Genomic DNA, 21,804 nt, shown 5'->3' with positions numbered 1-21,804 from the left:
GGTACGGCTCCCGATACAGAACGAATCCGGAGCTTTCGCCAACTGCCGCCCCACCCCGGCCGGTGGCACTCATGCGATGAGCTTCCGCAAGGAGCCGGCCGTCCTGACCCTGACGGTGAGACAGGTCAAGATCATGGTGCGTTTCCGGTAGCGGCGAAGGTTTCGCCCAGCCCGACCCGCTGGACTGACCTCGATTAGTAGTCCGCAGAGTCATGGGAAACGGAATGATCATCCGAGTTCTGAAATCACTCGGATGGCGCATTTCTGGCGGTCGCGACAGCACCTTGATGCGTATAAGGTACCCACAGGAACAAATACGCCAACGAACGGATATGGAAATGGCCGACGCAAACTCTTCAATCCTCGAAGGCCTCAACCCCTCGGATATTGAGATCGACTCTGAGGGGAAAATCAAGATCGGAAATGCGGACATCGCCAAGGCGGTGAGGGCGGCATCCCAGGCCCCGGACACGGCAGACGCCGACTTCAACATCGGCTGTACCAGCAACAACGGGTGTGGCAAGAAGCTGACGGCACCGGCGTGACGACCCTGAACGCCGAGGGCGGCCTCGCCGAGCGGCGGTCCGCCCTCGGCGCGGCATGCGTGCGCTCTCTTCGTGACGACCATCTTCAGCTGATCGTCCTCCCCACCGAGCAGTGCAACTTCCGGTGCACCTACTGCTACGAGGACTTCACCGTCGGACGCATGGCGCCGGCCGTCGTGGAGGGCGTCAAGCGCCTCGTCGACCGGCGCCTGGACGGCTTGAGGGACCTGCGGATCTCCTGGTTCGGTGGTGAGCCCCTCCTGGCGATCGGCGTCATCGAGGAGATCTCCGGCCATGTCGCCGAAATGGCCCGCCGTACCGCCACGACCTACGTCGGCGACATGACCACGAACGCGTACCTCCTCGACTCGGCGATGGTGCGGCGGCTGGCAGCCCTGGGGATCCGGTCCTTCCAGATCTCACTGGACGGTCCGAAGCACCTGCACGACCTGACCCGAATCCGCCGGGACGGCCGGGGCTCCTTCGATCGCCTCTGGGAGAACCTGCTGGCCATCCGTAACGGCAATGCACCCGTCCAGGTTCTCCTGAGAATCCATCTGACGCCAGAGAACCTCCATGCCATGCCAGAATTCCTCCGCCGAATCCGCAAGGATTTCCTTGACGACCGCCGCTTCTCCGTTCACCTCAAGCCCGTCGAACACCTCGGCGGCGAGAACGACGCCACCACGGCCGTACTCTCCACAAGGGAACGGGAAAGAATCCTCGCAGACCTGCAGAGTGTCCTTGGGGTGGAAGATTCCACTGCCGACCGTTCCCCGTACGTCTGCTACGCGGCGCGTCCGAATTCTCTGGTGATCCGGGCCAACGGCACGGTCGGCAAATGCACGGTCTCCCTGACCGATCCCGCCAATAATGTGGGCCGGCTGACGGAAGACGGAACCCTCGAAATCGACAACGATCGCCTGCGCCCTTGGCTGAGAGGGTGGCAGAGCGGCGACTGGGACACCCTGGGCTGCCCGGCCGACGGTTTCACCCTGGGAGAGCCGCTGCTCCAGATCGGCCTCCCGCCCAACCGGTCCGCCGAATGACCGCAGCCGCCCTTGTGTCGCGGGACTACCTGGTCGACCAGGACCGCCTGCTGCGTCCCGCTCTCGACACGTGGGCCACCGAACTGGCCGAGCAGCTGGAGTCAGCCCTTACGACCCCAGGTCGGGATGCCGGCACGCTGCATGACGCCTTCGTCCACATCAACCAGGCCGGTTTCGTGGTGGCGGCGGCGGGCGACCTGACCACTGCGGCGCGAATCTGCAAGTCCCAGCTGGCACTGGTCGCCCACCACACGGCGCCCCGCAGAGACCCGCGGCTGCTCGGCCTCGCCGTGCAACCGTGGGTGAACCTCGGCAGACTGCACGCCTTGCGCCGGCGAACCCACCGCGCCGCCCCGCATTTCCGGCTCGCCGAGGACTACGACGCGCAGCGCAGCGCGGAACTCGGCCCGTGCACCATCTCCGCGGCGGCGTGGGCCGCCATCGTCGCGGCCGAACCGTCACTCCCTCAAGTCCTGTGGAACATCCACGCCAATGAGTCGGTGAAGGCGCACCTCATGGCGAGCGACCCGGCCTCGGCGCTGCGTGTCGCCGAGCGCCTCCGTGGGATGTGTCCCGTCACGGCCCAGGTCTTTCGCACCGAAGGCGAGATCCTGGCACTCCTGCACAACGGCCAACCGGAGTCGGCCGTGGCGCTGGCCGTCGATGAGCGACCTTCGTCGTTCTACGGCGAGCTGGCCTTCCATCTTCACCAGGTGACCGGCCTGGCCATGATGGGCGAGGTCCAGCGTGCCCGGCGCTCCGCCGCGGGCCTCCTCGCGGTGCTGGCCCACGTGCGGCCGCGTCAAGAGGACGCTCCCACCCTCATGCGTCAGCTCAGGCAGCTCGGCACGCTGTCGGAGGCGCTGGAACTGCCCAGGTACGCCCTTGCAGTGAACCTGCGCGGCCTGGAGCTCTGCCGCGCATACGATGACCAGCCCCTGCGTTTCCGGTTTCTGGGCTCGTTGCTCAGCCTCGCACCCGCCCACCGCTCGGCGCCGGACTGGGAGCAGGAGCACTCGCGCCTCAGCAGCGACTCCCTCTACGCCGAGGTACGTCGTGCCGGGCGCCACGCCGACGGAGTGTCGGGCAAGCCCCCGCTGGTCCGGCTAATTGCCGCAGTGAACGCGCTCTGCTCGCGCACTGCATAGCGAGGCTGGGGGGCTTGCCTGCTCGCACCACCCTCTCAGGCACCAAGAACGGCATCAGGCCCGGGATAGTACACACGTTCGTCCAGCACCATCCTCCGGTGGGCCCGACCGTCCGTGCCGCTGCTGCCGCACGGGCTGGCATCCTTCCCACCCACCCGGTCCGTACGGTGCTCGCGTCACTGCCGCCGATCACGGAAGTCCCGGCTGCCGCCGGCCCCGGGCCTTGACGGGGTTCGCGGAGCCAGAGGGTCAGGGAAGCCAGGACGACTCCTGCTCGGTAGCGTGCGGAATCGACGGCGGCGGTCCACTCCACCCGGCTCACCGCGTCGTCACGGACCTGGACATGCTTCAGCAGCCTCGCCCACGTGCCATCGGCCTCCCAGCGGGCGAACCGCTCGTAGACGGTCTGCCACGGCCCGTACCGACTGCCCGACGATCTACACGGCGGACTGCCGCGCGTGACCAGCACGAGCACCGAGGCGCGGAATCACACCAGGCCCGTGACCTGCCGCTTCACGATGCACACCGCTCACTGGCGAAGGGCCGTCAAGGGCGTGAAGGAAGTGCCGCAGCCCCCGGCGCGTGGGCGGCGGGGGCTGGCGGGTCAGGCGTCCTCGTCGGGCGGGGCCGCGCGGAGGGTGGTGACGATGCCCAGGGCGACGATGGCGGTCGCGAGGGCGAGGAGGACGGCGAAGGCCGTCCCGATCAGGTATCGCACGAGGTCCTGCGCTCGGCGTCGAGGAGCAGGGTGAGGAGGTTCAGGAGCGTTGACGCCGGCGCCGTGTTGAAGCGGACGAGGACGCGGCCGTCCATGGTCCGGTCGGTGCCGATCGAGGGGAAGATCAGGCCGAACTCGCGCCCCCGCTCCACGACTTCCTCCAGGAGGGCGCTGATGTGGTCCTCGGTGTAGTAGCGGATCCGGGGGTCGGTCGGCAGCATCGGGTGACGGCCGGGGCGGTAGATCATCAGACGGCGCCCTTCCGCAGCTCGAACCAGACGGATTTGGCACGCTCGTGCGGGTCGACACCCCAGCCGTGGGTGAGGGCGGCGACGAGCTGGAGGCCCCGGCCGGACTCGGCGAGCAGGGACAGCGGCGGGGCGGAGGGCAGGACGGGGCTCTCGTCCGTGACGGAGACCCGGAGGACGTCCCCCTCGGAGATGATCTCGACCAGCGGCGCGGGGGTTTCGGTGTGCCGCCAGGCATTGACGAGGAGCTCGCAGAGCGCGAGCTGCGCGTCGAAGATCGGCGAGGCGGGCCAGCCGACGCGGGTCATGGTGTTGCGGAGCGTCTGCCGCGCGACCGCGATGGTGGGGGTGTTGATGTGACGCATGGGAGTTCTCCCGAGGCGTGAGTGAGGGGGAACCGGCGGAACATGTGTCGCCGTGAGCCAGGCCGGTGGAGAAGGACATGGCTGCTCTGCGGTGCTTGCTAGCAGGCGTTACTGACGATCCGTCGGACCGATGTGAGATCGACCGTAGCGCACCCCTCCCTGAGTTTTTAGGCCGACGCCTACAAATTCGCTCTATCGTGTGGCCCTCAGATGGACCTGCACGTGGCCAGCGCGGCACACTGGCCCCAGCACAGGCAGAAAGGACGCCATGCCCCTTCGCTCCAATCCGACCCTCCGTCAACGGCGGCTTGGCTCTGAGCTGCGGAGAATCCGGGAGCAAGCCGAGCTCGGTGGTAGCCAGCTCGCCCGCACTCTCGGCATCAGCCCCGGACAGATGACGCAGATGGAGAAGGCGAAGATCGGCGTCAGCCCCGAGCGCCTGCGGACCCTCGCCTCGGCCTGCAACTGCGTCAACCAGCCGTTGATCAACGCCCTCGTTGACATGGCCTTGGAGCGGGAGAAGGGATGGTGGGAGAAGTACCGTGGCACCCTGACCATCGACTTCCTTGAGGTGGCAGAGCTTGAGAACCGCGCCAAGCGGCTGACCATCTGCACGACCACCTACGTGCCCGGACTGCTGCAGACCAGCGACTACGCCTCGGCTGTGTTCGCCCGGATCTTCCCTCCGCTGCCGCCGCAGGACATCGACACCAGGACGGCCTTCCGGCTCAAGCGGCAAGAGGTCGTTCGCTCGGGTGCGATCCCCCTCCAGGTGTTCATCCACGAGGCTGCACTTCGGATGCAGTTCGGTGGCCTCAAGGTGCTCATCGGACAGCTCGGTTCACTGCTCGACGATTCCGAACGGCCCGGCATCTCAGTCCGCGTCGTGCCCTTCGCCGTCGACACCTTCCCCGGTTCCGGCGAGAACCTCACGTTCGCCGAAGGCCCTGTCCCCGAGTTGGACACCATCCAGATGGACGTCACCCAAGGTGCACTGTTCTTCGACTCCCCAGCAGACCTGGCCAAGCACCGGGCGATCTTCTCTCGTCTGGACTCCACAGCACTCTCCGAAGAAGGATCACGTGATTTCATTCGATCCGTCATGGAGGATGTGAACCATACGTATGCGTAGTTCAGAGTGGCAGAAGTCCAGCTACAGCGCCGCAAACAACGAGTGCGTCGAGGTCCGTACGGTCGGCGGCGCAGTCAACCTCCGCGAGTCCGACGAGGGCCACCTCGTCCTCCGTACCACCCCCATCGCCCTCGCCTCTCTCCTCCACGGCATCAAGGCCGGCGAGTTCGACCACCACGCCTGACGGTTCCGCTCCGCGCCCCTCGCCCTCCCCAGGGCGAGGGGCGCAACAGGACACTCCATCCGATCTGCCAGGCAGAAACGGAGAACAGCAATGCGAGAGTCCAACTGGCAGAAGTCCAGCTACAGCGGCGCAACCAACGAGTGCGTCGAGGTCCGTACGGCCAGCGACACAGTCGAACTCCGCGAGTCCGACGAGGGCCACCTCGTCCTCCGCACCACCCCCACCACCTTCGCCGCCCTCCTCCACGCCCTCAAAGCCGGCGAGTTCGACCGCCACGCCTGAACCCTGTGCGCAGGAAGTCGGCCCGCCCGACTTCCTGCGCAGACACCCCACCGAACCGCTCCGACGCCGTCGTCCCCGGCGCCGGGGACCGTTGTTCGCCGACAGAGGGACCTTCTTCCTCAGTGATCATCACGCGGCACCCGCCAGGACCTGACGATCACCCGGTGTGCCGCCGGACCGTACACGGCGCTCTCCGCCAGCGCGTCCCATGCCCGGATGTGGAGCGCGACGTCCGCCGGATCGTCCAGCCACATCTCCGCGTGCCAGGACTCGGTGATCACCAACGTGCCGTCATGGATCGAGAACCCGACTCCCGCAGGCACGTGCAGATCGGCTTCGAAAGGAACGATTCCCAACCGGACGTTCCCACCCGCCAGCCACGGCATCAAAGCCCTCATCTGGGCGGCCATCACGGCCGGCGAGCAGAGACGGGACAGGAGCGCCCCTTCCCACACCAGGAAGTGGAACGAACGCGAGCGATCGGCGAGCACCCTCTGGCGCTCCATCCGAGCCGCCACCGCCGCCTCGACATCACGGATCGAGGGATGAACCCTGGTGTACCGGGCGAGGACCGCCCGAGCGTACTCAGCCGTCTGCAGCAGGCCGGGAATGAGAGTCGGATCGAACGACTGACGATGCCCGGTCTTCCTTCCCTGCGCGGCATGCGCCTCCTGCACCGGTCGCGCGCCACCCGCGAGCTGGCGCCTCCACGACCGGTACTGCGTCTCCAGCGTCCGTAGTCGGCCCACGAGTTCGGCAGCGGCGTCAGGCTTGCCGACGGCCTCCGCCCACGCGACAAGATCCGCCGTGCCGGGCGACTGCCTTCCGTTCTCCAACGTGCTGACCTTGGACTGCGGCCAACCCAACAACGCGGCCAGGGCGCGGCCGGACAAGCCGCTCTCGGTGCGGAGTTCACGCATCCGGGCACCGAGAGCAACCCGTGCCTGCTGAAAGTCGGTACTCACATGACGGAAACTACCTGAGCCCGGAACTCCGCGTAGCGCACCGCGTGGTGCCAGGCGGCGTCACGGGCCCGGCAGGCGCGAGGGAGCACCACACCAACCTCCCACCGCAGGAGAATATTCGAGAATCATCACTCACTCCACGTGATCCTCCGGGCATCCTGAGTCAGCCTGATCGACTTCGAGGGGAGTGGCCATGAGCCGACGACTGCGGTACATCGGGAGCACCTCGGACAACAACGGATGCCCGACGCTCTACGAGGACGCGGACACCGGGGAGGTGATCGTGCAGGGAGACCTGGTGACCGATCCCGACGAGATCGCCCAACTCCGCGCCGTCAAGCCCGGCGAGGGATTCGTGACCGTGCCGCGCACGCTGCTCGCCGACTTCGCGCCGCGCGACGTGGACCGCGAACGCGTGCTGGTCGGCTACGACGAGTTCGAGGAGATGTTCACGACCTTCCAGCACACGGCCTTCCGGCTGGAGACCCGCCGCCGCTACCGGTCGGACGAGGAGTCCGAGACCTACCAGCAGTTCGTGGCCGGACAGGCCCCCGCATGGGACCTGGACCACCCCTGGTGCCGCACGCGCCGCGAACAGTCGGACCTGGGCAAGCGGTTCGAGCGGGTGCGCATCATGGACAACCCGCCCACCGTCGGGCAGCGGTACCTGCTCAACAACTCCGAGCGGAACGGCCTGGTCGGCGAGGACATCCGCTACCTGTGGCGTGCCGACGCCGAGCGGCTCGGCCTCCCGGCGGAGGACGCCTGGCTGTTCGACTCGCGCTACCTCGCCCTGCTGCACTTCGACGCCGAGGACGACATCACCGAGATCGAGGTGATCACCGACCCGGTGAAGGTGGCCCGCGCCTGCCAGGAGCGGGACGCCGCCTGGCACTACGCCACCCCGCACCGCGAGTTCGCCGCTGGGGTACCGTCCGGCATGTGAGCACCGACTTCCAGCACGCCAGAACCGCCCTCGGCCTGCGGCTCCGTGAGCTGCGCGCCGAGGGCGGTCTCACTGGTCGGCAACTGGCCGACCGGCTGGGCTGGACGCAGTCCAAGGTCAGCAAGCTGGAGACCGGCCGGCAGACGGCCACCCACGACGACCTCAAGGCGTGGGCCGAAGGCGTCGGGCAGCCCGGAGCGGCGGCCGAGCTGTCGGCGAGGCTGCGCGCCTTCGAGTCAGGGACCCGTTCCTGGCGGCGGCAGTTGGCCGCCGGGCACAAGCCGGTGCAGGACACGCTGACCGCCGAGCACGACCGCTCGACGGTCATGCGCGCATGGCAGAACTCCACGATCGTCGGCCTGCTCCAGACACCCGACTACGCCCGGCACGTCTTCAGCGCCTTCGTCGACCTCCACCGGTCACCGCGCGACGTCGAGGAAGCCGTACGCGCCCGCGTCCAACGGCAGGAGAGCCTGTACCGGCCGGGCCGGAAGTACCACATCGTCATGTGGGAATCCGCGCTGCGCGGTCTGATCTGCCCCCCGGCCGTGATGGCCGCCCAACTCGACCGGCTCAGCGGCGTGATCGGGCTGGACACCGTCTCCCTGGGCATCGTCCCGTTCGAGGCCTCGCTCAGGTTGCCGCCGGCCAACGGCTTCTGGATCCACGACGACCGGCTCGTCGTCGTCGAGGACTGGCACGCCGAGCTCTGGCTCGACCAGCCGGACAACGTGGCGCTGTACCGGCGCGTCTGGGACACGCTGGCCGGCTCCGCCGTCTACGGCGCCGACGCCCACCGGGTCATCGCGCGGTGCCGCCGGGCTCTCGGGGACGGGTGAGGAATCCCCGCGAACTCCGCTCCCAGCGGCTCGAATACCCGAGAATCACGCGCCCGCCCTCGCATCGGACACGCCTAACGTGCTCACTGACACCCGTGAGCGGCACGGGAGTCGACCGACAGCAAAAAGGGGAAGCGCATGCCCGAGTTCGACGGTGGCAAGCACGGTGGCGGCCAGGGCAACGGCCAGGGCGGCGGTCAGCAGGACGACTCCAGCAGCGGCAACAAGCACGGTGGCGGCGGCAGCGACGAGGGCGGGAACACCTCGGACGGCAGCGGCCCGGCGTCCGGGCACTGACGCGTGAGCGACCGGCACGAAGCGGAGGCCGGCCGGGCCAGGCTGGCCTCCGCGCTCATCGCGAACGGGTCCCTCGCCCCCGACTGGCTGGCGTCGTACCACGCCGTTCCGCGCCACTGGTTCGTCCCTGACCTGATCTGGCCGGGCCGGGCGGACGGGGTGCGCCAGGGCGAGTCCGTGCACCGCTTCGCCGATCCGGACGGGTGGTTGGGCGCCGTCTACTCCGACGCGCCGCTCACCACGCAGTGGGACGACGGCGAGCACAGCGGGTTCGACCGCGGCACCGTGCCCACCTCGTCCAACTCCATGCCGACGATGGTGTTCTCCATGCTCGCCGCCCTGGGCGTGGCGGACGGCGACCGGGTGCTGGAGATCGGCACCGGCACCGGGTGGAACGCCGCTCTGCTCTCCCACCGCGCGGGGGCCGGGAACGTCGTCTCGGTGGAGGTGGACGAGGACAGCGCGGCCGCCGCACGGCACCGGCTCGCCCGCGCCGGGTACCGGCCCCGGCTCGTGGTGGGCGACGGCTCGGAGGGCTTCGCCGACGGCCCGCCGTTCGACCGGGTGATCGCCACCTGTTCGGTCCACCGGATTCCGTACGCCTGGATCGAGCAGTCCCGGCCCGGCGCTGTGATCGTCGCCCCGTGGGCGCCCGAGTACGGCGGGGAGGCCGTCGTCCGGCTCACGGTCGGCGACGACGGCACGGCGAGCGGCCGGTTCGTCAGGTCGTCCGCCTTCATGCGGCTGCGCCGGCAGCGGACCGTTCGGCCCGGCAGCCTGGAGTACCTGTCCGGGCCGTGGCCGGCCGACGGGGCGGTCTCGTCGACGGCCCTCTCCCCCGACGCCGTCGGCGGGTGGCCGGCCATGTTCGCCATCGGCGTGCAGGTGCCCGGCGCGTTCCCGCTGACCGAGCGGTACGCCGACGGCACGTACACGCTGTGGCTCCACGACACGGCCGTCACGTCCTGGGCCACCGCCGACTGGGAGCCCGGCCGGACCGCCTACGAGGTGGTGCAGTCCGGCCCCCGCGGCCTGTGGGACGAGGTGGAGGCGGCCTGGCGCTGGTGGCGTCGCCGGGGGCAGCCCGGCTTCGAGCGGTTCGGGCTCACCGCCACGCCCGAGGGGCAGACGGTGTGGCTGGACAGGCCGGACAACCCCGTACCGGCGCCGCACTGACCGGAGTGGGAAGTCGGCCCGGCCGACTTCCCACTCCGCGCCCCGCGCCCTCCCCCGGGCGGGGGCGCGACCGGGCGGGGGCGCGATCGGGCGTACGTCTACACGGCTCCGCCGAGCCGCTGGTAGAGGACGTGCCGGGACTGCCGGGTGCGGCTCACGAGGCCGGCCCGGTGGAGGATCTGCAGGTGGTACGAGGCCGTGGCCGGGCTCAGGTACAGCCGCTGCGCGAGCTCCGTCGTGGAACGCGGCTGGCTCAGCTCGGCCAGCAGCCTGCGCCGCATCGCGCCGATCAGCGGGTGGTCCCGCTCGGGCGCCAGGCAGTCCGCCGGCCCGGCCGGGTAGACGATCAGCGGGGTGCGCGGGGCCGGCACGCCGGGCGGCTCGCCCGCGCAGAACAGCGCCCAGTCGACGAAGACGCTCGGTGTCAGGATCACCCCGTCCGCGTCCACCGTCAGCCGGTGGATGCTGCCCGTCCGCAGGTGCACGATCAGCTCGCCCTCGCGCCACTCCAGGTTCGGCGCCAGGTGGTTGAGCGCCTCGGCGAGCCCGCACCGGGCGATCTCCGACGCCCGCGCGGTGACGTCGGCCTCCAGCCTGGCCCGGATCCCCGGCCACGACGTCGCCAGTGCCCCGTGCCAGAACCGCGCCATCTCGTCGGCGAGGCGGCGCGCGACGTACTCCTCCCCCCGCTCCAGGGCCCGCAGCAGCTGCCGCGGCGGCGGGTGGCCGGAACCCCGGTCCCACGCGTGCCCGTTGACGGCCCCCGCCAGCTCGTAGTGGACCCGCTCCTGCGGGGTCGTCGCGATCTGGTGCAGCGCCGTGTCGATGTCGGTCAGGAACGCCGGGGGCTCCGGCCGGATGAAGTCCGGCGCGTACCCGAGCGGACCGCCCCCGCCGACCACGGCCAGCAGCCCCAGCCGGTTGCGGGACAGCGCCTCCGTCGCCCTGGCCCGCCACTGCGGGGTGAGCGTGCCCGGGCTGAAGCCGACGAGGCGCAGCAGGTCCTTCGCCGCGCCCACCGGTGAGACCGCGAACCTGACGCCCCCCAACCCCCGGGCCCCCAGGCGGATCCGGATCACGAGCGTTCCCCCTTCGCCAGCCCCTTCGAAAGAAATCGAATCATTCGATCGGTCGATCGGCTTGGCGTTTGCTGGATTCACCGCACAGTCCAGCCCCGAGAGGAACAGGACCCGTGATCGTTCACAAGAAGCTGGCCGCCGTCGCCGTCGCCACGGCAGCCCTCGTCGTCGGCGCCACCGGCGCGGCGTCCGCCCAGGGCGCCGGGTCCGCCGGTGGTACCGGTGGTGCCGGTCACGTGGCCTGGAGCCAGGGCCAGACGCCCGGCACCCAGGCCGGCGCGCTCACCGCCGGCCTCTATGTCCGGATCTACAGCCTGTACCGGGGGACCACCGGCCAGTGCCTGGACGCCGACGCCACCAACGGCGGCAACGGCACCCGGGTGCAGGTGTGGGGGTGCAACGGCACCGCCCAGCAGGAGTGGTTCCTGTCCACCGACGGCAGCCTGGGGAACGTGCGGTTCCCGGGCATGTGCCTGGACGCCGACACCAACGGCGGCGGCGCCAACGGCACCCGGGTGCAGCTGTGGCAGTGCAACGGCACCACCCAGCAGAAGTGGTACCACCCGTCCGGGGACCTGGCCATCTACAACGTCCGCTACAACAACGGCAACAACACCGTGCTGGACCGCGACATCAACGTCGCCGGCAACGGCGCCCAGACCCAGCTGTGGGTCAAGAACTTCCAGTCCCAGCAGTGGTGGGACATCCGCACCGCGTGACGCCGACCCGGAGGAGACCACCCATGGCAACCAGTGGCCACAGCACAGCGGCCCGCCCCCGGACGAGGCTCGGCACGGGGGCCCTCGGGCTCCTCGCCGCGCTCGCGTTCGCCGTCGGGGCGACGCCGGCCTCGGCGTCGGCGCCGACCGCGGCGCAGCGGGGCGGCGCGGCCTCGTCCCCCTCGGTCAGGGACGGGGAGATCGTGGAGCTCTGGAACTACAACAGCCAGCACTGCCTGTCGGTCGGGGCCGGGAGCACGGCGGGCGGGGCCGGGATCATCCAGTGGTCCTGTTACGGCGGCGCCGAGCAGTACTGGGGCCTCTACCCGATGCCGAACTCCGGTGGCGGCTACGAGATCGTGAACAAGAACAGCGGCAAGTGCCTGGCCGATCCGGCGAGTTCGCCGAACGCCGGCGTCCAGCTGATCCAGTACGGCTGCGACAAGGGGCCGGAGCAGACCTGGTACTTCGGCTCGAACCCGGACACGGGCTTCGCGCAGATCAGCAACCGGGCGAGCGGCCTGTGCGCCGCGGTCGGCGGTTCGAGCACGACGCCGGGCGCCCCGGTCGTCCAGTGGCCCTGCACCGGCGGCTCCGAGCAGCGGTGGACGACGTCCGGTTGACGGCCGGACGACCGGACGGCCGCCGGTGACCGGGTCTCGCGGCTTCTCCCCCACGAAGCCGCGAGACCCTGCCCGACGCGGCCCGGCCCGACACAGCCCCGGCGGGCGGCTGCCCGTCCGTCAGAGGCGGTCGGCGTCCAAGACGGCCCGGGCGAAGGCCTCGGGTGCCTCCTGGGGCACGTTGTGGCCGACCTCGGGCAGGGTGCGGTGGAGGTACGGCCCGGTGAAGAGGTCGCGGTAGGAGGCGCCGTCGCCGGGGGCGGTGAAGGGGTCGCGGCCGGGGTCGAGGGTGACGGTGGGCACGGCGATCCGGGGGCGGGCGGCGAGCCGGTGCTCCAGCTCGTCGTAGCGGCGCTCACCGTCGGCCAGGCCCAGGCGCCAGCGGTAGTTGTGGATGACGATCGCCGCGTAGTCGGGGTTGTCGAAGGCGGCGGCGGTGCGCTCGAAGACGGCGTCGTCGAAGGCCCAGGTCGGCGAGACCTGCCGCCACACCAGGCGGCACAGCTCGCGGCGCCTGTCCCGGTCCTCCATGGCGAGGCGCCCGCGTTCGGTGGCGAAGTAGAACTGGTACCACCAGGTGTGCTCGGCGGCGGGTGCCAGCGGCTCCTTCTGCGCCTCGACGTCGGTGATCAGGTAGCCGCCGACCGAGACCAGGGCCCTGACCCGCTCGGGCCACAGCGCGGCGATGACGTCGGCGGTGCGCGAGCCCCAGTCGAAGCCGGCCAGCACGGCCCGCCGGACGCCCAGCGCGTCCATCAGGGCGAGCACGTCGAGGGCGACGGCGGACTGCTGGGCGTTGCGCACCGTGCGCTCGGACAGGAAGCGGGTGCTGCCGTGGCCGCGCAGGTAGGGGACGATCACGCGGTAGCCCCGGGCGGCGAGCAGCGGGGCGACGTCGATGTAGGGCCTGTCTTCAAACTCCCGTCGTCCGCCCGGAGGGCGGGCGGGGCGGCGTTGGGGTGCGTGCATCGCAAGGCGGAGGAGGGAGCCACTGCGGTGGGGGCACCTCCCGGCCGAAGGCTGGGGGCCATTGGCGACCGACGACAACGCGGCGAGGTGCGCTTGTGCCCTGGGGGTACCTCCCGGCCGAAGGCTGGGGGAGCGTCGCCCCGCAGACGCGAGTGTGAAGACAGGCCCTAACTGTGGATGTCGTACGGCCAGCCGTGCAGGCAGATCACGGCGGGGCCGTCGGCCGGCCCGTCCTCGGCGTAGCCGACATCGAGCACGCCTGCCCGGACCCGGGCCAGGCGGGAGAAGCCGGTCCGGCCGGGCACGGGGGACCCGGCCGGACCAGCGGGGGCGGCAACCCCGGCAACCCCGGCGGCCCCGGCGGCCGGTGGCAGGGCGGCCAGGGACAGCGCGGTGGTGCCCGCGCCGAGTCCGACGGCCCTGGTGAAGGTGCGCCTGTCGATCATTCCGGTTCCTCCGCCTTCGCGAACATGCCGTCCGGGACCACGAACTGACGGTTCGTCAACGTACCGGACCGCCGCCGGCTGCCGTGGGCAGCACCCCGGGACGGCCGGGGCACGGGTGGCGCCCGGGGCCCCGCCGGAGCGGGCCGGACAGGACCGGGTGGGGGCGAGGGGGCCTGGGTTGCGGGTGGGGGCCGGGGTGGGAGGCAGGCGGCGGCGACGGCGCCCCGGCGGCGAGCCCCGGGCGCGGCCACGGCATGATGTGCCCATGGCCTTCGCACCCCTCCTCGGCGAGCGCCGCGCACGTGAACTCGCCGGACGGCCGTGAGCCGGCCGGTCGAGCCGGGATCGCCCGGCGCCGGATTCGCGTTCGTGGGACGTCAACCTGAACTGGACCGTCTCACCGACTCCATGCTCCGCCCGCCCGCCGTCGTCCTGATCGAGGGCGAGGCCGGCCTGGGCAAGTCCCGCCTGGTGGCCGAGGCCGCGGCCCGGGCCGCCGCCGCGGGCCGCCGGGTGCTGACCGGCTTCTGCCACCCGCTGCGCGAGCCGCTGCCCTTCGGCCCGGTGGTGGACGCGCTGCGCGGCGTCGGCCCATTCCTGCCGCCCGCGGACCGCATCCCGGCCAGTGCCGGGGCGCTGCGCCCGCTGCTGCCGGACCTCGCCGACCGGCTCCCGCCCCCTCCCCCGGGCGCCCCCGGCGAGGGCCCGCCGGGGCTGCGGCTGCTGGTCCAGGCGGTGCGGGCGCTGCTGGGCGCGCTCGGCGAGACCGTCCTGGTCGTCGAGGACCTGCACTGGGTGGACGACGCGACCCGCGAGCTGCTCCTGCTGCTGGCCCGGGACGTGCCGCCCGGCCTGGCCCTGGTGCTCACCTACCGGGCCGAGGACCTGCCGCCGGACACCCCCGTCCTCGGCGCCGCCTACCGGCGCCCGGCCGGGGTGGGCGGCGCGCTGCTGCGGCTGTCCCCGCTCGCCGAGGCCGAGGTGCACGAGCTGGCCCGGGCCGCGCTCGGCCCGCGCGCGACCGCGGCCCTCACCCGGGTGCTGTTCGAGCGCAGCGAGGGCCTGCCGCTGGTCGCCGAGGAGGACCTGATCACGCTGGGCGAGCGGCGCGGCGCGGACGCGCTGACCACCGCCGCGGACCTGGCCGCCGACCTGGAGCAGTCCGAGGTGCCGCGCGGCCTGCGCGACGCCGTCACCGAGCGGCTGGCCGTGCTGTCCCCGGACGCGGCCGCGATCGCCTGCGCGGCCGCGGTGCTCGGCGTGCCGGCCGGGGAGGAGCTGCTCGCCGCCGTGGCCGGCCTCGACGCGCAGGCCGCGGCGGACGGCCTGACCGAGGCGCTGCGGGCGGCGGTGCTCAACGAGAAGCCGCTGGCCCGGTACGGCTTCCGGCACGTCCTGGCGCAGCAGGTGGCCTACCGGCGGCTGCCCGGGCCGCGGCGCGGCGCCCTGCACCGGCGCGCGGTGGCGGCGCTGGGCGCGCGCGAGCCGAGGCCGCTGGTGCAGATCGCCCACCACACCCTGGCGCTGGGCGACCGGGCGGCCTGGCAGGAGGTGGCGGAGGCCGCCGCCGACCAGGCGGTGGCGCTCGGGGACAGCGGCAGTGCCGGGCCGCTGCTGCGCCGGCTGCTGGACGAGCCGGACCTGGACCCGCGCCGGCGCGGGCGGGCGGCGCTGGCGCTGGCGCGGATCGCCGCCGACGGGGTGGACTCGCTGGCGAGCGCCGCGACGCTGACCGCGATCATCGCCGATCCGCGGCTGCCGGTGCCCGACCGGGGCGAGATCCGGCTGTCGCTGGGCTTCCTGATGGCCGTGCACGGCGGGGACCGGGCCGGTTTCGACCGGATCGAGGAGTCCTTGGAGGAGCTGGAGCAGCGCCCGGACCGGGCGGCCCGGGCGATGGTGGCGCTGGCCATGAACGAGCGCGACGGCGCCGGCGAGCGCGCCTGGCAGTGGCTGGAGCGGGCCGAGCGGGTCCTGGCCGCGAGCCCGGACGAGGAGGTCGCGGCGGCCGTACGGGCCACCCGGCTAACCTTCCTGGCCCGCGAGGGCGACCCGTCGGTGTGGGAGCGGCTGGAGGCGCTGCCGCGCAGCTCGGAGCGGCCGGAGATCGTCCGGCAGACCACCCGGGCGCTGTACAACGTGGGCGAGATCGCCGTCGAGCTGGGCCACGACCGGCGGGCCGCGCGGCTGTTGGAGGAGAGCCGGCGGCTGGCCCGGCAGGCGGCGATCCCGTACCTGGAGTGCTACAGCCGGATCGCGCTGGCGCGGCTGGACGGGCTGGCCGGGCGGTGGGAGGGGCTGGAGGAGCGGCTGGCCGCGCTGGGCGCCGAGTTCCCCGACCTCGCGATGGCCGGCATCGAGCAGGCGCTGCTGCTGGGCCGGCTGGCGGCGGCGCGCGGGCAGCTCGCGGTGGCGTACGCCCGGTTCGCGGAGGCGGAGCCGTACGGGGAGCGGGAGTCGCAGGTGACCGGGGCGCTGCGGGTGGCGGCCGGGCCGGCGGCGCTGCTGCTGGCGGAGGGGGACGTCGCGCGGGCGGCGGCAGTGGTCGCGCCGGCGTTGGACACCCTGCGCGCGGCGGGGGCCTGGCCGCGGGCGGCGGAGCTGCTGCCGGTGGCGGTGGAGGTGCTGCTGGCCGGGGGCGACCGGGCGGGCGCGGCGGAGCTGGCCGGGCAGGCGGGGGCGGGCCTGGAGGGCCGGGACGCGCCGGCCCCCCTGGCGGCGCTGGCCTTCGCCCGGGGCCTGCTGCTGGCCGACGGGGGCGACCCGGCGGGCGCGGGCGCGGAGTTCGTGCGCTGTGCCGGGCTGTGGCGGGAGATCGGGCGTCCGTACGAGGCGGCGCGGGCCGAGGAGCGGGCCGCCGCGGTGTCGGCGGGGGTCGACCGGGCGGCGGCCGGGGAGCTGATCGGCGCCGCCGAGCGGGCCTACCTGGCGCTGGGCGCGGCCTGGGACGCGGCCCGCTGCCAGCGGCTGCGGCGCGAGCTGGGCCTGGGGCGGGCGGCCTCGCCGGGGCGGCGCGGCTACGGCGAGCGGCTGTCGCCGCGCGAGCGGCAGGTCGCGGCGCTGGCCGCGCAGGGCGCGGCGAACCAGGACATCGCCCGGGCGCTGTTCCTGTCGACCCGTACGGTCGAGCACCACGTGGCGAGCGCGCTGCGCAAGCTGGGGGTGGGCCGGGCGGGGCTGGGCGAGGCGCTGGCCGCGGAGGACGGGGCCTCCTGAGGAAAAAGGGGGTCCCGCCCGCTCCCTCAAGAGGCGGGACCCTGTCCGTGGTGTCGGCCGTGCCGGTGGGTGGACGGTCGGCCGTGCCGGTGGTGGGTGGGTGGCCGGTCAGCCGTGCCGGTGGTGGCCGGCGCGCTCGACGAGCCGGGAGAGCCGGGCGAGGCGGGCCAGGCCCGGGCGGCGCAGGCCGCTGCCGCTGCGGCGGGCGGGCAGGACCAGTCCGGGGTCCGGGGCGGTGAAGTGCGCGTCGGCGTAGAGCCGCAGGCGTTCGCGACGGGTCATGGGGGCGACCTCCGGGGGGTGAGGGGTCGTCGGCTTGGGCGGGTTCCAGGAAACCGGCTGGGCCGGGGCGGGAACAATGCGTACCGCTACCCAATCCCCCGTACCGAATCCTGGGTACCCACCGCTCCCCCGGACCGGCGGACGGCACACCCCGGGCCGTCCGGCCACCGGTGCTGACCCGGGCGGGTGAAGAAACCACCCGTCAGGCTTCGATTCCCGCCGGCGCAGGTACGAGGTTCTGCTGTCCGTGTCGCCTCCCGACAGCGAGGTTCCCGTGTCACCTGTCCGACGGCTGCGGCCGCGTCCACCGCACGTCCTGTCCGCGCTGCTGGCGGTGGTGCTCGGTGCGGGCGCCGCGGCCCTGGCGCCGCCGCTCGCCGCGGGGGCGCCGCACACCGGGCACGCCCGGGCGGCCGCGAAACCGGCGGCCAGGGCCGCCGAGGCCGCCGCGCCGAAGCCGCGCGGGGCCGGGACGCAGCGGCCGATCGGCCCGGACCCGGTGGTCGACCTGCTGGCGCACGGCAACCTCACGATGGCCTCCAACTCGGTGCTGACCTGCGACGACAGCGACGGCACGGTCTGCTCGGACACCGAGGGCTCGAACAACGGCCGGACCAAGTTCATCAAGGTCGACCCGAACGCCCCGGGCCCCAACGCCGCCTCCGCGCAGCTGCTGCTGCCGGCCGGGGCGAACGTGCTGTCCGCCCGGCTGTACTGGCAGTTCAACCCGACCAACACCAGTACCGCGGGCGGCACCTCCGGGGACATCAACAAGGGCAACCAGGTGTCCTGGAAGGTCCCGGGCGCGAGCGGCTACCAGCAGGTGACCGCGGACACCTACGACTGGTTCGACCAGAAGGTCGGCGGGAACCCGCCGGAGCCCCTGCTGGCCGGCGGGGCGGTCAAGGACGTGACGGCCGAGGTCCGGGCCGCCGGCCCGGGCAGCTACACCGTCGCCGACATCCAGGCGTGCGCCGGCCGCTCCTCCGCGCAGAACTACGGCGGCAACAACGTCGGCTGCTGGGGCGGCTGGTCGCTGGTCGTCGCGTACGAGGACCAGGCCGAGCCGCTGCGCTACCTCCAGGTCTGGGACGGCTACCAGCTGCTGCGCGACCCCGACAACTCGACCACGCTGACGCTCGGCGGCATCCGCACCCCCGCCACCACGGCCCCGCGGGCCACCATGGGGATCACCGTGGGCGACGGCGACGCGCCGATCGCCGGGGACACCCTGGCGGTCGGCTCCACGCCGGAGAACCTGACCCTCCTGCCGATGCCCGGCCCCAACGGGGTCGGCACCGACAACGCGTTCACCAGCCGGATCGACCACGTCGCCGCGGACGGCACCGGCACCAACATCACCACCCGCGACCCCGACCCGGTCAACAACTACGGCTACGACGCCCGGATGATCGACGTCACCGGCAAGATCCCGGCCGGCAGCGAGCAGGCCCTGGTCCGGATCAGCGGCGCCGGCGACGCCCTGGAGCCGCAGGCCGCCTGGCTCGCCCTCGACGCCCTCGAACCCGACCTGCGGATCACCAAGGCCAACACCCCGCCGGGCAGCCCCGACGACAACCCGCCCGGCCTGGTCGGCCCCGGCGAGACCATCACCTACACCTTCTCGGTGGCCAACCGCCGCCAGGACGGCAGCAGCACGGACCTCGACACCGCGACCGGCGTCACCCTGACCGACACGATCCCGGCGGGCACCACCTTCGTCCCCGCCTCCAACCCGGCCTGCCAGGCCGGCGGGCAGACCGTCACCTGCACCGTCCCCGACCTGCCCCCGGGCGCCGAGGCCAACGTCGCCTTCCAGGTGACCGTCGACGCCTCGACCGCCGTCGGCACCCACCTCGACGACACCGCCACCCTGCGCTTCGAGGGCAGCCAGACCCGGCGGGCCCAGGAGCGCACCAGCAACACCGTGCGCAACACCGTGGCCGCGGTGCCCGGCTACACCGTCCTCAAGACGGCCGCCCCCACCACCGCCAAGCCCGGTGACACCGTCCGCTACCGGATCCAGGTCACCAACACCAGCCAGGTCGACGCCCCCGGTGTCACCCTCACCGACGACCTGGCCGGCGTGCTGAACTCCGCCGCCTACGGCAACGACGCCGCCGCCGACCGCGGCCAGGTCCAGGTCTCCGGCACCACGCTGACCTGGAGCGGGGACCTGCCGGTCGGGGCCACCGCGACCATCACCTACTCCGTCACCGTGCGCTCCACGCTGACCGCCGACGCGGTGCTGCGCAACGCCGTCACCTCCACCACCTACGCGAACAACTGCGCGCAGGGCTCGACCGACGCGCGCTGCCGCACCGAGGTCCCGGTCACCGTGCCCAGCCCGAGCCCGTCGCCGAGCCCGTCGCCCAGCCCGAGCCCGACGTCCTCGCCGAGCCCCGGCCCGACGACCTCGCCGCAGCCGAGCCCGAGCCCGACCCACACTCCGCCGCCCGGCCACGGCGGCCAGCTGCCCGAGACCGGGAGCAACGCGGCCACGGTCCTGCCCTTCGTCGGCCTCGCCGCGCTCGGCGCCGTCGCGACGGGCCTGCTCCTGCTGCGCAGGAGCCGCCGCACCCGCTGAGCCCCGCACCCGCGCCCGCACCCGCACGACCCCACGGCCGCGCCCACGCCCCCCGCGTGGGCGCGGCCCCGTGCTGTCGTCCGCCACCGGGCACGCCGCGGCCCCGCACCGCCGACGGGGGCGGTGCGGGGCCGGGGCGGTACGGGGCCGGGGCGCCGGTCAGCCGCGCGGGGCGGTGTCCAGGGCGCGGGCGTCGGCGGCGATCAGGCCGGCCCGGTCGGCGACGACGCCGCGGCCGGCCTGGTCCTCGGCCCAGGCGGCGAGCGGCCGGTACTGGCCCTGGCCGAGCATCGTGGTCAGGGTGGCGACGGCGTTGCGGTCGGCGCCGGAGGTCAGCACCAGGGCGGCCAGGCCGGTGGGGGTGGCGGCGACGGTGAACGCGGTGGTGGTCTCGGCGCGGCCGCCGGGGCCGGTGGCCTCGGCGCGCAGGGTGTGCCCGCCGAGCGGGAGGGCGGTGGCGTCCAGGGCGGTGCCGGGCGCCAGCTCCTTGCCGTCCAGGGTGAGGCGGACGGTGTCGGCGCCGGTGGACTGGACGGCGGTCACCGGCCGCGCGGCGCGGTCCAGGGTGGCGCCGGCGGCCGGGGAGGTGATCGCCACGGTGGGCGCGGCGGGCCGGACGGGGGCGCCGCCCTGGAGCCAGGCGCTGTTCCAACCGGCGAGCTCCGCCGGGCGGTTGGTGATGACGCCGTCGACGCCGGCGGCGTCCAGGGCCTTCCAGCGGGCGGCCGAGTCGACCGTCCAGACGTTGACCGCGACGCCGGCCGCGTGCAGGTCCTTCACCACGTTCGGGCGCGCGGCGAGGCCGGCGTCGGACGGGTTGTAGGCGGACAGGCCGAGGTCGCGGGCGACCGCCACCGGGTCGGCGTCGAAGTCGCCGCGCAGCAGGCCGAGCGGCAGCTCGGGGGCCAGCTCGCGGGTGTAGCGCAGGGCGTCGACCTCGAAGCTCTGGACGAAGACCCGGCCGGTCATGCCGTGGTCGCGGACCTCCTTGACGATCCGGGCGACCTCGTCGCGGCTGTGCTGGCCCTTGATCTCCAGCAGCAGGCTGCCGCCGCGGGTGCGCAGGTCCTCCAGCTGGGCGGCCAGGGTGGGGACGCGGGCGCCGGCGTAGGCGGGGCCGAACCAGGAGCCGGCGTCCAGGGAGTCGATCTGGGCGGCGGTCAGGTCGCGGATGCGGCCCTTGCCGTTGGTGGTGCGGTCGACGGTGTCGTCGTGCAGGACGTAGGGGACGCCGTCCTTGCTGGGCTGGACGTCGTTCTCGATCCACTCGGCGCCGCCGCGGCGGGCGATCTCGTCGGAGAGCAGGGTGTTCTCGGGGGCGGCGGAGGAGGCGCCGCGGTGGGCGAAGACGGTCAGCGGCGCGCCGGCCGGGCGCAGCCAGCCGCCGGGGGCGAGCGCGGTGACCTTGAGGTCGTCGAAGGAGACCGTGGAGCCGTTGACCACCAGGGCCTGGCCGCCGTCGGCGCTGCGGGCGACCAGGGTGGTGCGCAGGGCCTCCTTGCCGTCGAATATCCAGAGGGCGGTGGTGCCGTGGACCTCGACGGCGATGCGCACGTCGCGGCCGGTGCCGGCGGCGGTGGGGGCCGCGGCGGTGTTGGTGACGTTCCAGACGTTGGCGGGGGTGCGCTGGGCGAATTCCAGGCCGTTGGCGGCGGTGGTGCCGGTGCGCATGGTGGCGATCGACCAGGGGGTGACGCCGGACGCGGGGACGTCCAGGCCGAGGGCGGTCCAGCGGGCGTTGTCCTGGACGCTCTCGAAGCGGGCGGTGGCCTCGATGCGGAAGTCGTCCAGGTGGCGGCCGAAGGTGATCCGGCTCTGCTGCCCGGAGTTGGCGGAGGTGCCGACCAGGCGGCCGCCCTCGACCTTCCAGTCGCCCTCGACGGCGGTGAAGCCGGCCGGCAGGGCGGGGCCGGAGAAGTGCTCGTCGAGGACGACCTCGCCGGGGGCCGGGGCGGCGCCGGCCGCGGCGGCCGCGGCGGCCGCGGGGGC

22 protein-coding genes and 1 pseudogene are annotated in these 21,804 nt (G+C 73.1%); 14 read left to right on the top strand and 9 right to left on the bottom strand.

What is annotated here, in order from left to right:
• The first annotated feature begins 338 nt into the window (after window positions 1-338).
• From ACFCY1_RS26955 to ACFCY1_RS26945, 3 genes are read left to right on the top strand one after another with little or no spacing between them, the layout of a single operon-like run.
• Window positions 339-545: a hypothetical protein gene (locus ACFCY1_RS26955; protein ID WP_159028451.1), complete on the top strand. Its 207-nt coding sequence runs from the start codon at window positions 339-341 to the stop codon at window positions 543-545.
• Window positions 542-1,594, top strand: a complete 1,053-nt coding sequence (locus tag ACFCY1_RS26950; protein WP_159028450.1) for a radical SAM protein — start codon at window positions 542-544, stop codon at window positions 1,592-1,594. The genes ACFCY1_RS26955 and ACFCY1_RS26950 overlap by 4 nt, the downstream gene beginning before the upstream one ends.
• Complete coding sequence (locus ACFCY1_RS26945; RefSeq protein WP_375876328.1) at window positions 1,591-2,742, top strand: hypothetical protein; 1,152 nt, start codon at window positions 1,591-1,593, stop codon at window positions 2,740-2,742. Before ACFCY1_RS26950 ends, ACFCY1_RS26945 begins: the two co-directional genes overlap by 4 nt.
• Before the next feature lie 271 nt (window positions 2,743-3,013).
• Here ACFCY1_RS26945 and ACFCY1_RS26940 read toward each other — a convergent pair.
• The 3 genes and pseudogenes from ACFCY1_RS26940 to ACFCY1_RS26930 form a co-directional block, all read right to left on the bottom strand.
• Window positions 3,014-3,199, bottom strand: a pseudogene (locus tag ACFCY1_RS26940) (transposase); the annotation flags it as partial.
• 248 nt (window positions 3,200-3,447) lie between these two features.
• Window positions 3,448-3,708, bottom strand: coding sequence for a hypothetical protein (locus ACFCY1_RS26935; protein WP_375876327.1), 261 nt, complete (start codon window positions 3,706-3,708; stop codon window positions 3,448-3,450).
• Complete coding sequence (locus ACFCY1_RS26930; RefSeq protein ID WP_074000926.1) at window positions 3,708-4,073, bottom strand: ATP-binding protein; 366 nt, start codon at window positions 4,071-4,073, stop codon at window positions 3,708-3,710. Before ACFCY1_RS26930 ends, ACFCY1_RS26935 begins: the two co-directional genes overlap by 1 nt.
• Before the next feature lie 268 nt (window positions 4,074-4,341).
• Between ACFCY1_RS26930 and ACFCY1_RS26925 the strand changes: the two genes are divergently transcribed.
• From ACFCY1_RS26925 to ACFCY1_RS26915, 3 genes are all read left to right on the top strand, one after another.
• Complete coding sequence (locus tag ACFCY1_RS26925) at window positions 4,342-5,205, top strand: helix-turn-helix transcriptional regulator (protein ID WP_117484999.1); 864 nt, start codon at window positions 4,342-4,344, stop codon at window positions 5,203-5,205.
• Window positions 5,198-5,389 carry a DUF397 domain-containing protein gene (locus ACFCY1_RS26920; protein ID WP_117485001.1) on the top strand — a complete coding sequence of 64 codons (192 nt, stop codon included), beginning with the start codon at window positions 5,198-5,200 and terminating at the stop codon, window positions 5,387-5,389. The genes ACFCY1_RS26925 and ACFCY1_RS26920 overlap by 8 nt, the downstream gene beginning before the upstream one ends.
• 90 nt (window positions 5,390-5,479) lie before the next feature.
• On the top strand, window positions 5,480-5,671 hold the full coding sequence (locus ACFCY1_RS26915) for a DUF397 domain-containing protein (RefSeq protein WP_375876326.1): 192 nt from the start codon (window positions 5,480-5,482) through the stop codon (window positions 5,669-5,671).
• A gap of 119 nt (window positions 5,672-5,790) precedes the next feature.
• On the opposite strand, the gene ACFCY1_RS26910 is transcribed toward ACFCY1_RS26915, so the two are convergent.
• Complete coding sequence (locus tag ACFCY1_RS26910) at window positions 5,791-6,636, bottom strand: helix-turn-helix domain-containing protein (RefSeq protein ID WP_375876325.1); 846 nt, start codon at window positions 6,634-6,636, stop codon at window positions 5,791-5,793.
• A 193-nt stretch (window positions 6,637-6,829) separates the two neighbouring features.
• On the opposite strand from ACFCY1_RS26910, the gene ACFCY1_RS26905 reads away from it, so the two are divergent.
• The 4 genes from ACFCY1_RS26905 to ACFCY1_RS26890 all read left to right on the top strand — a co-directional run bounded on the left by ACFCY1_RS26905 (window position 6,830) and on the right by ACFCY1_RS26890 (window position 9,894).
• Window positions 6,830-7,582 carry a DUF6879 family protein gene (locus tag ACFCY1_RS26905; RefSeq protein ID WP_375876324.1) on the top strand — a complete coding sequence of 251 codons (753 nt, stop codon included), beginning with the start codon at window positions 6,830-6,832 and terminating at the stop codon, window positions 7,580-7,582.
• Entirely contained in the window at window positions 7,579-8,421 is an 843-nt protein-coding gene (locus ACFCY1_RS26900) for a helix-turn-helix domain-containing protein (protein ID WP_375876323.1), read from the top strand. The genes ACFCY1_RS26905 and ACFCY1_RS26900 overlap by 4 nt, the downstream gene beginning before the upstream one ends.
• Window positions 8,422-8,559: 138 nt before the next feature.
• On the top strand, window positions 8,560-8,718 hold the full coding sequence (locus tag ACFCY1_RS26895; RefSeq protein ID WP_181970350.1) for a hypothetical protein: 159 nt from the start codon (window positions 8,560-8,562) through the stop codon (window positions 8,716-8,718).
• 3 nt (window positions 8,719-8,721) lie between these two features.
• Window positions 8,722-9,894: a methyltransferase domain-containing protein gene (locus tag ACFCY1_RS26890; RefSeq protein ID WP_375876322.1), complete on the top strand. Its 1,173-nt coding sequence runs from the start codon at window positions 8,722-8,724 to the stop codon at window positions 9,892-9,894.
• A gap of 98 nt (window positions 9,895-9,992) precedes the next feature.
• Here the strand turns inward: ACFCY1_RS26890 and ACFCY1_RS26885 are convergent, their stop codons facing one another.
• A complete protein-coding gene (locus ACFCY1_RS26885; RefSeq protein WP_375876321.1) occupies window positions 9,993-10,973 on the bottom strand; it encodes a helix-turn-helix domain-containing protein in 981 nt (326 codons plus the stop codon).
• Between the two features lie 113 nt (window positions 10,974-11,086).
• Between ACFCY1_RS26885 and ACFCY1_RS26880 the strand changes: the two genes are divergently transcribed.
• Window positions 11,087-11,692: a ricin-type beta-trefoil lectin domain protein gene (locus ACFCY1_RS26880; RefSeq protein ID WP_375876320.1), complete on the top strand. Its 606-nt coding sequence runs from the start codon at window positions 11,087-11,089 to the stop codon at window positions 11,690-11,692.
• A gap of 23 nt (window positions 11,693-11,715) precedes the next feature.
• Window positions 11,716-12,315, top strand: a complete 600-nt coding sequence (locus tag ACFCY1_RS26875) for an RICIN domain-containing protein (RefSeq protein WP_375876319.1) — start codon at window positions 11,716-11,718, stop codon at window positions 12,313-12,315.
• A 120-nt stretch (window positions 12,316-12,435) separates the two neighbouring features.
• Here the strand turns inward: ACFCY1_RS26875 and ACFCY1_RS26870 are convergent, their stop codons facing one another.
• Window positions 12,436-13,284 carry an alpha/beta fold hydrolase gene (locus tag ACFCY1_RS26870; RefSeq protein WP_375876318.1) on the bottom strand — a complete coding sequence of 283 codons (849 nt, stop codon included), beginning with the start codon at window positions 13,282-13,284 and terminating at the stop codon, window positions 12,436-12,438.
• Window positions 13,285-13,451: 167 nt separating this feature from the next.
• Window positions 13,452-13,730 (bottom strand): hypothetical protein, encoded by a 279-nt coding sequence (locus ACFCY1_RS26865; protein WP_375876317.1) that lies wholly within the window; start codon window positions 13,728-13,730, stop codon window positions 13,452-13,454.
• Between the two features lie 369 nt (window positions 13,731-14,099).
• Here ACFCY1_RS26865 and ACFCY1_RS26860 point away from each other — a divergent pair, with 369 nt between their 5' ends.
• Window positions 14,100-16,946 (top strand): AAA family ATPase, encoded by a 2,847-nt coding sequence (locus ACFCY1_RS26860; RefSeq protein ID WP_375876316.1) that lies wholly within the window; start codon window positions 14,100-14,102, stop codon window positions 16,944-16,946.
• Window positions 16,947-17,054: 108 nt separating this feature from the next.
• Here ACFCY1_RS26860 and ACFCY1_RS26855 read toward each other — a convergent pair whose 3' ends face one another.
• Complete coding sequence (locus ACFCY1_RS26855; protein ID WP_158077773.1) at window positions 17,055-17,228, bottom strand: hypothetical protein; 174 nt, start codon at window positions 17,226-17,228, stop codon at window positions 17,055-17,057.
• Between the two features lie 274 nt (window positions 17,229-17,502).
• On the opposite strand from ACFCY1_RS26855, the gene ACFCY1_RS26850 reads away from it, so the two are divergent.
• A complete protein-coding gene (locus ACFCY1_RS26850) occupies window positions 17,503-19,815 on the top strand; it encodes an LPXTG cell wall anchor domain-containing protein (RefSeq protein WP_375876315.1) in 2,313 nt (770 codons plus the stop codon).
• A 159-nt stretch (window positions 19,816-19,974) separates the two neighbouring features.
• Here the strand turns inward: ACFCY1_RS26850 and ACFCY1_RS26845 are convergent.
• On the bottom strand, window positions 19,975-21,804 hold a 1,830-nt coding region (locus ACFCY1_RS26845), incomplete at its 5' end, for a glycerophosphodiester phosphodiesterase (protein WP_375876314.1).

It is taken from the genome of Kitasatospora sp. NPDC056273 (assembly GCF_042268845.1).
GTDB lineage: Bacteria > Actinomycetota > Actinomycetes > Streptomycetales > Streptomycetaceae > Kitasatospora.
Note: the sequence above shows the minus strand (reverse complement) of the source record. Positions and strands in the feature narration are given on the sequence as shown.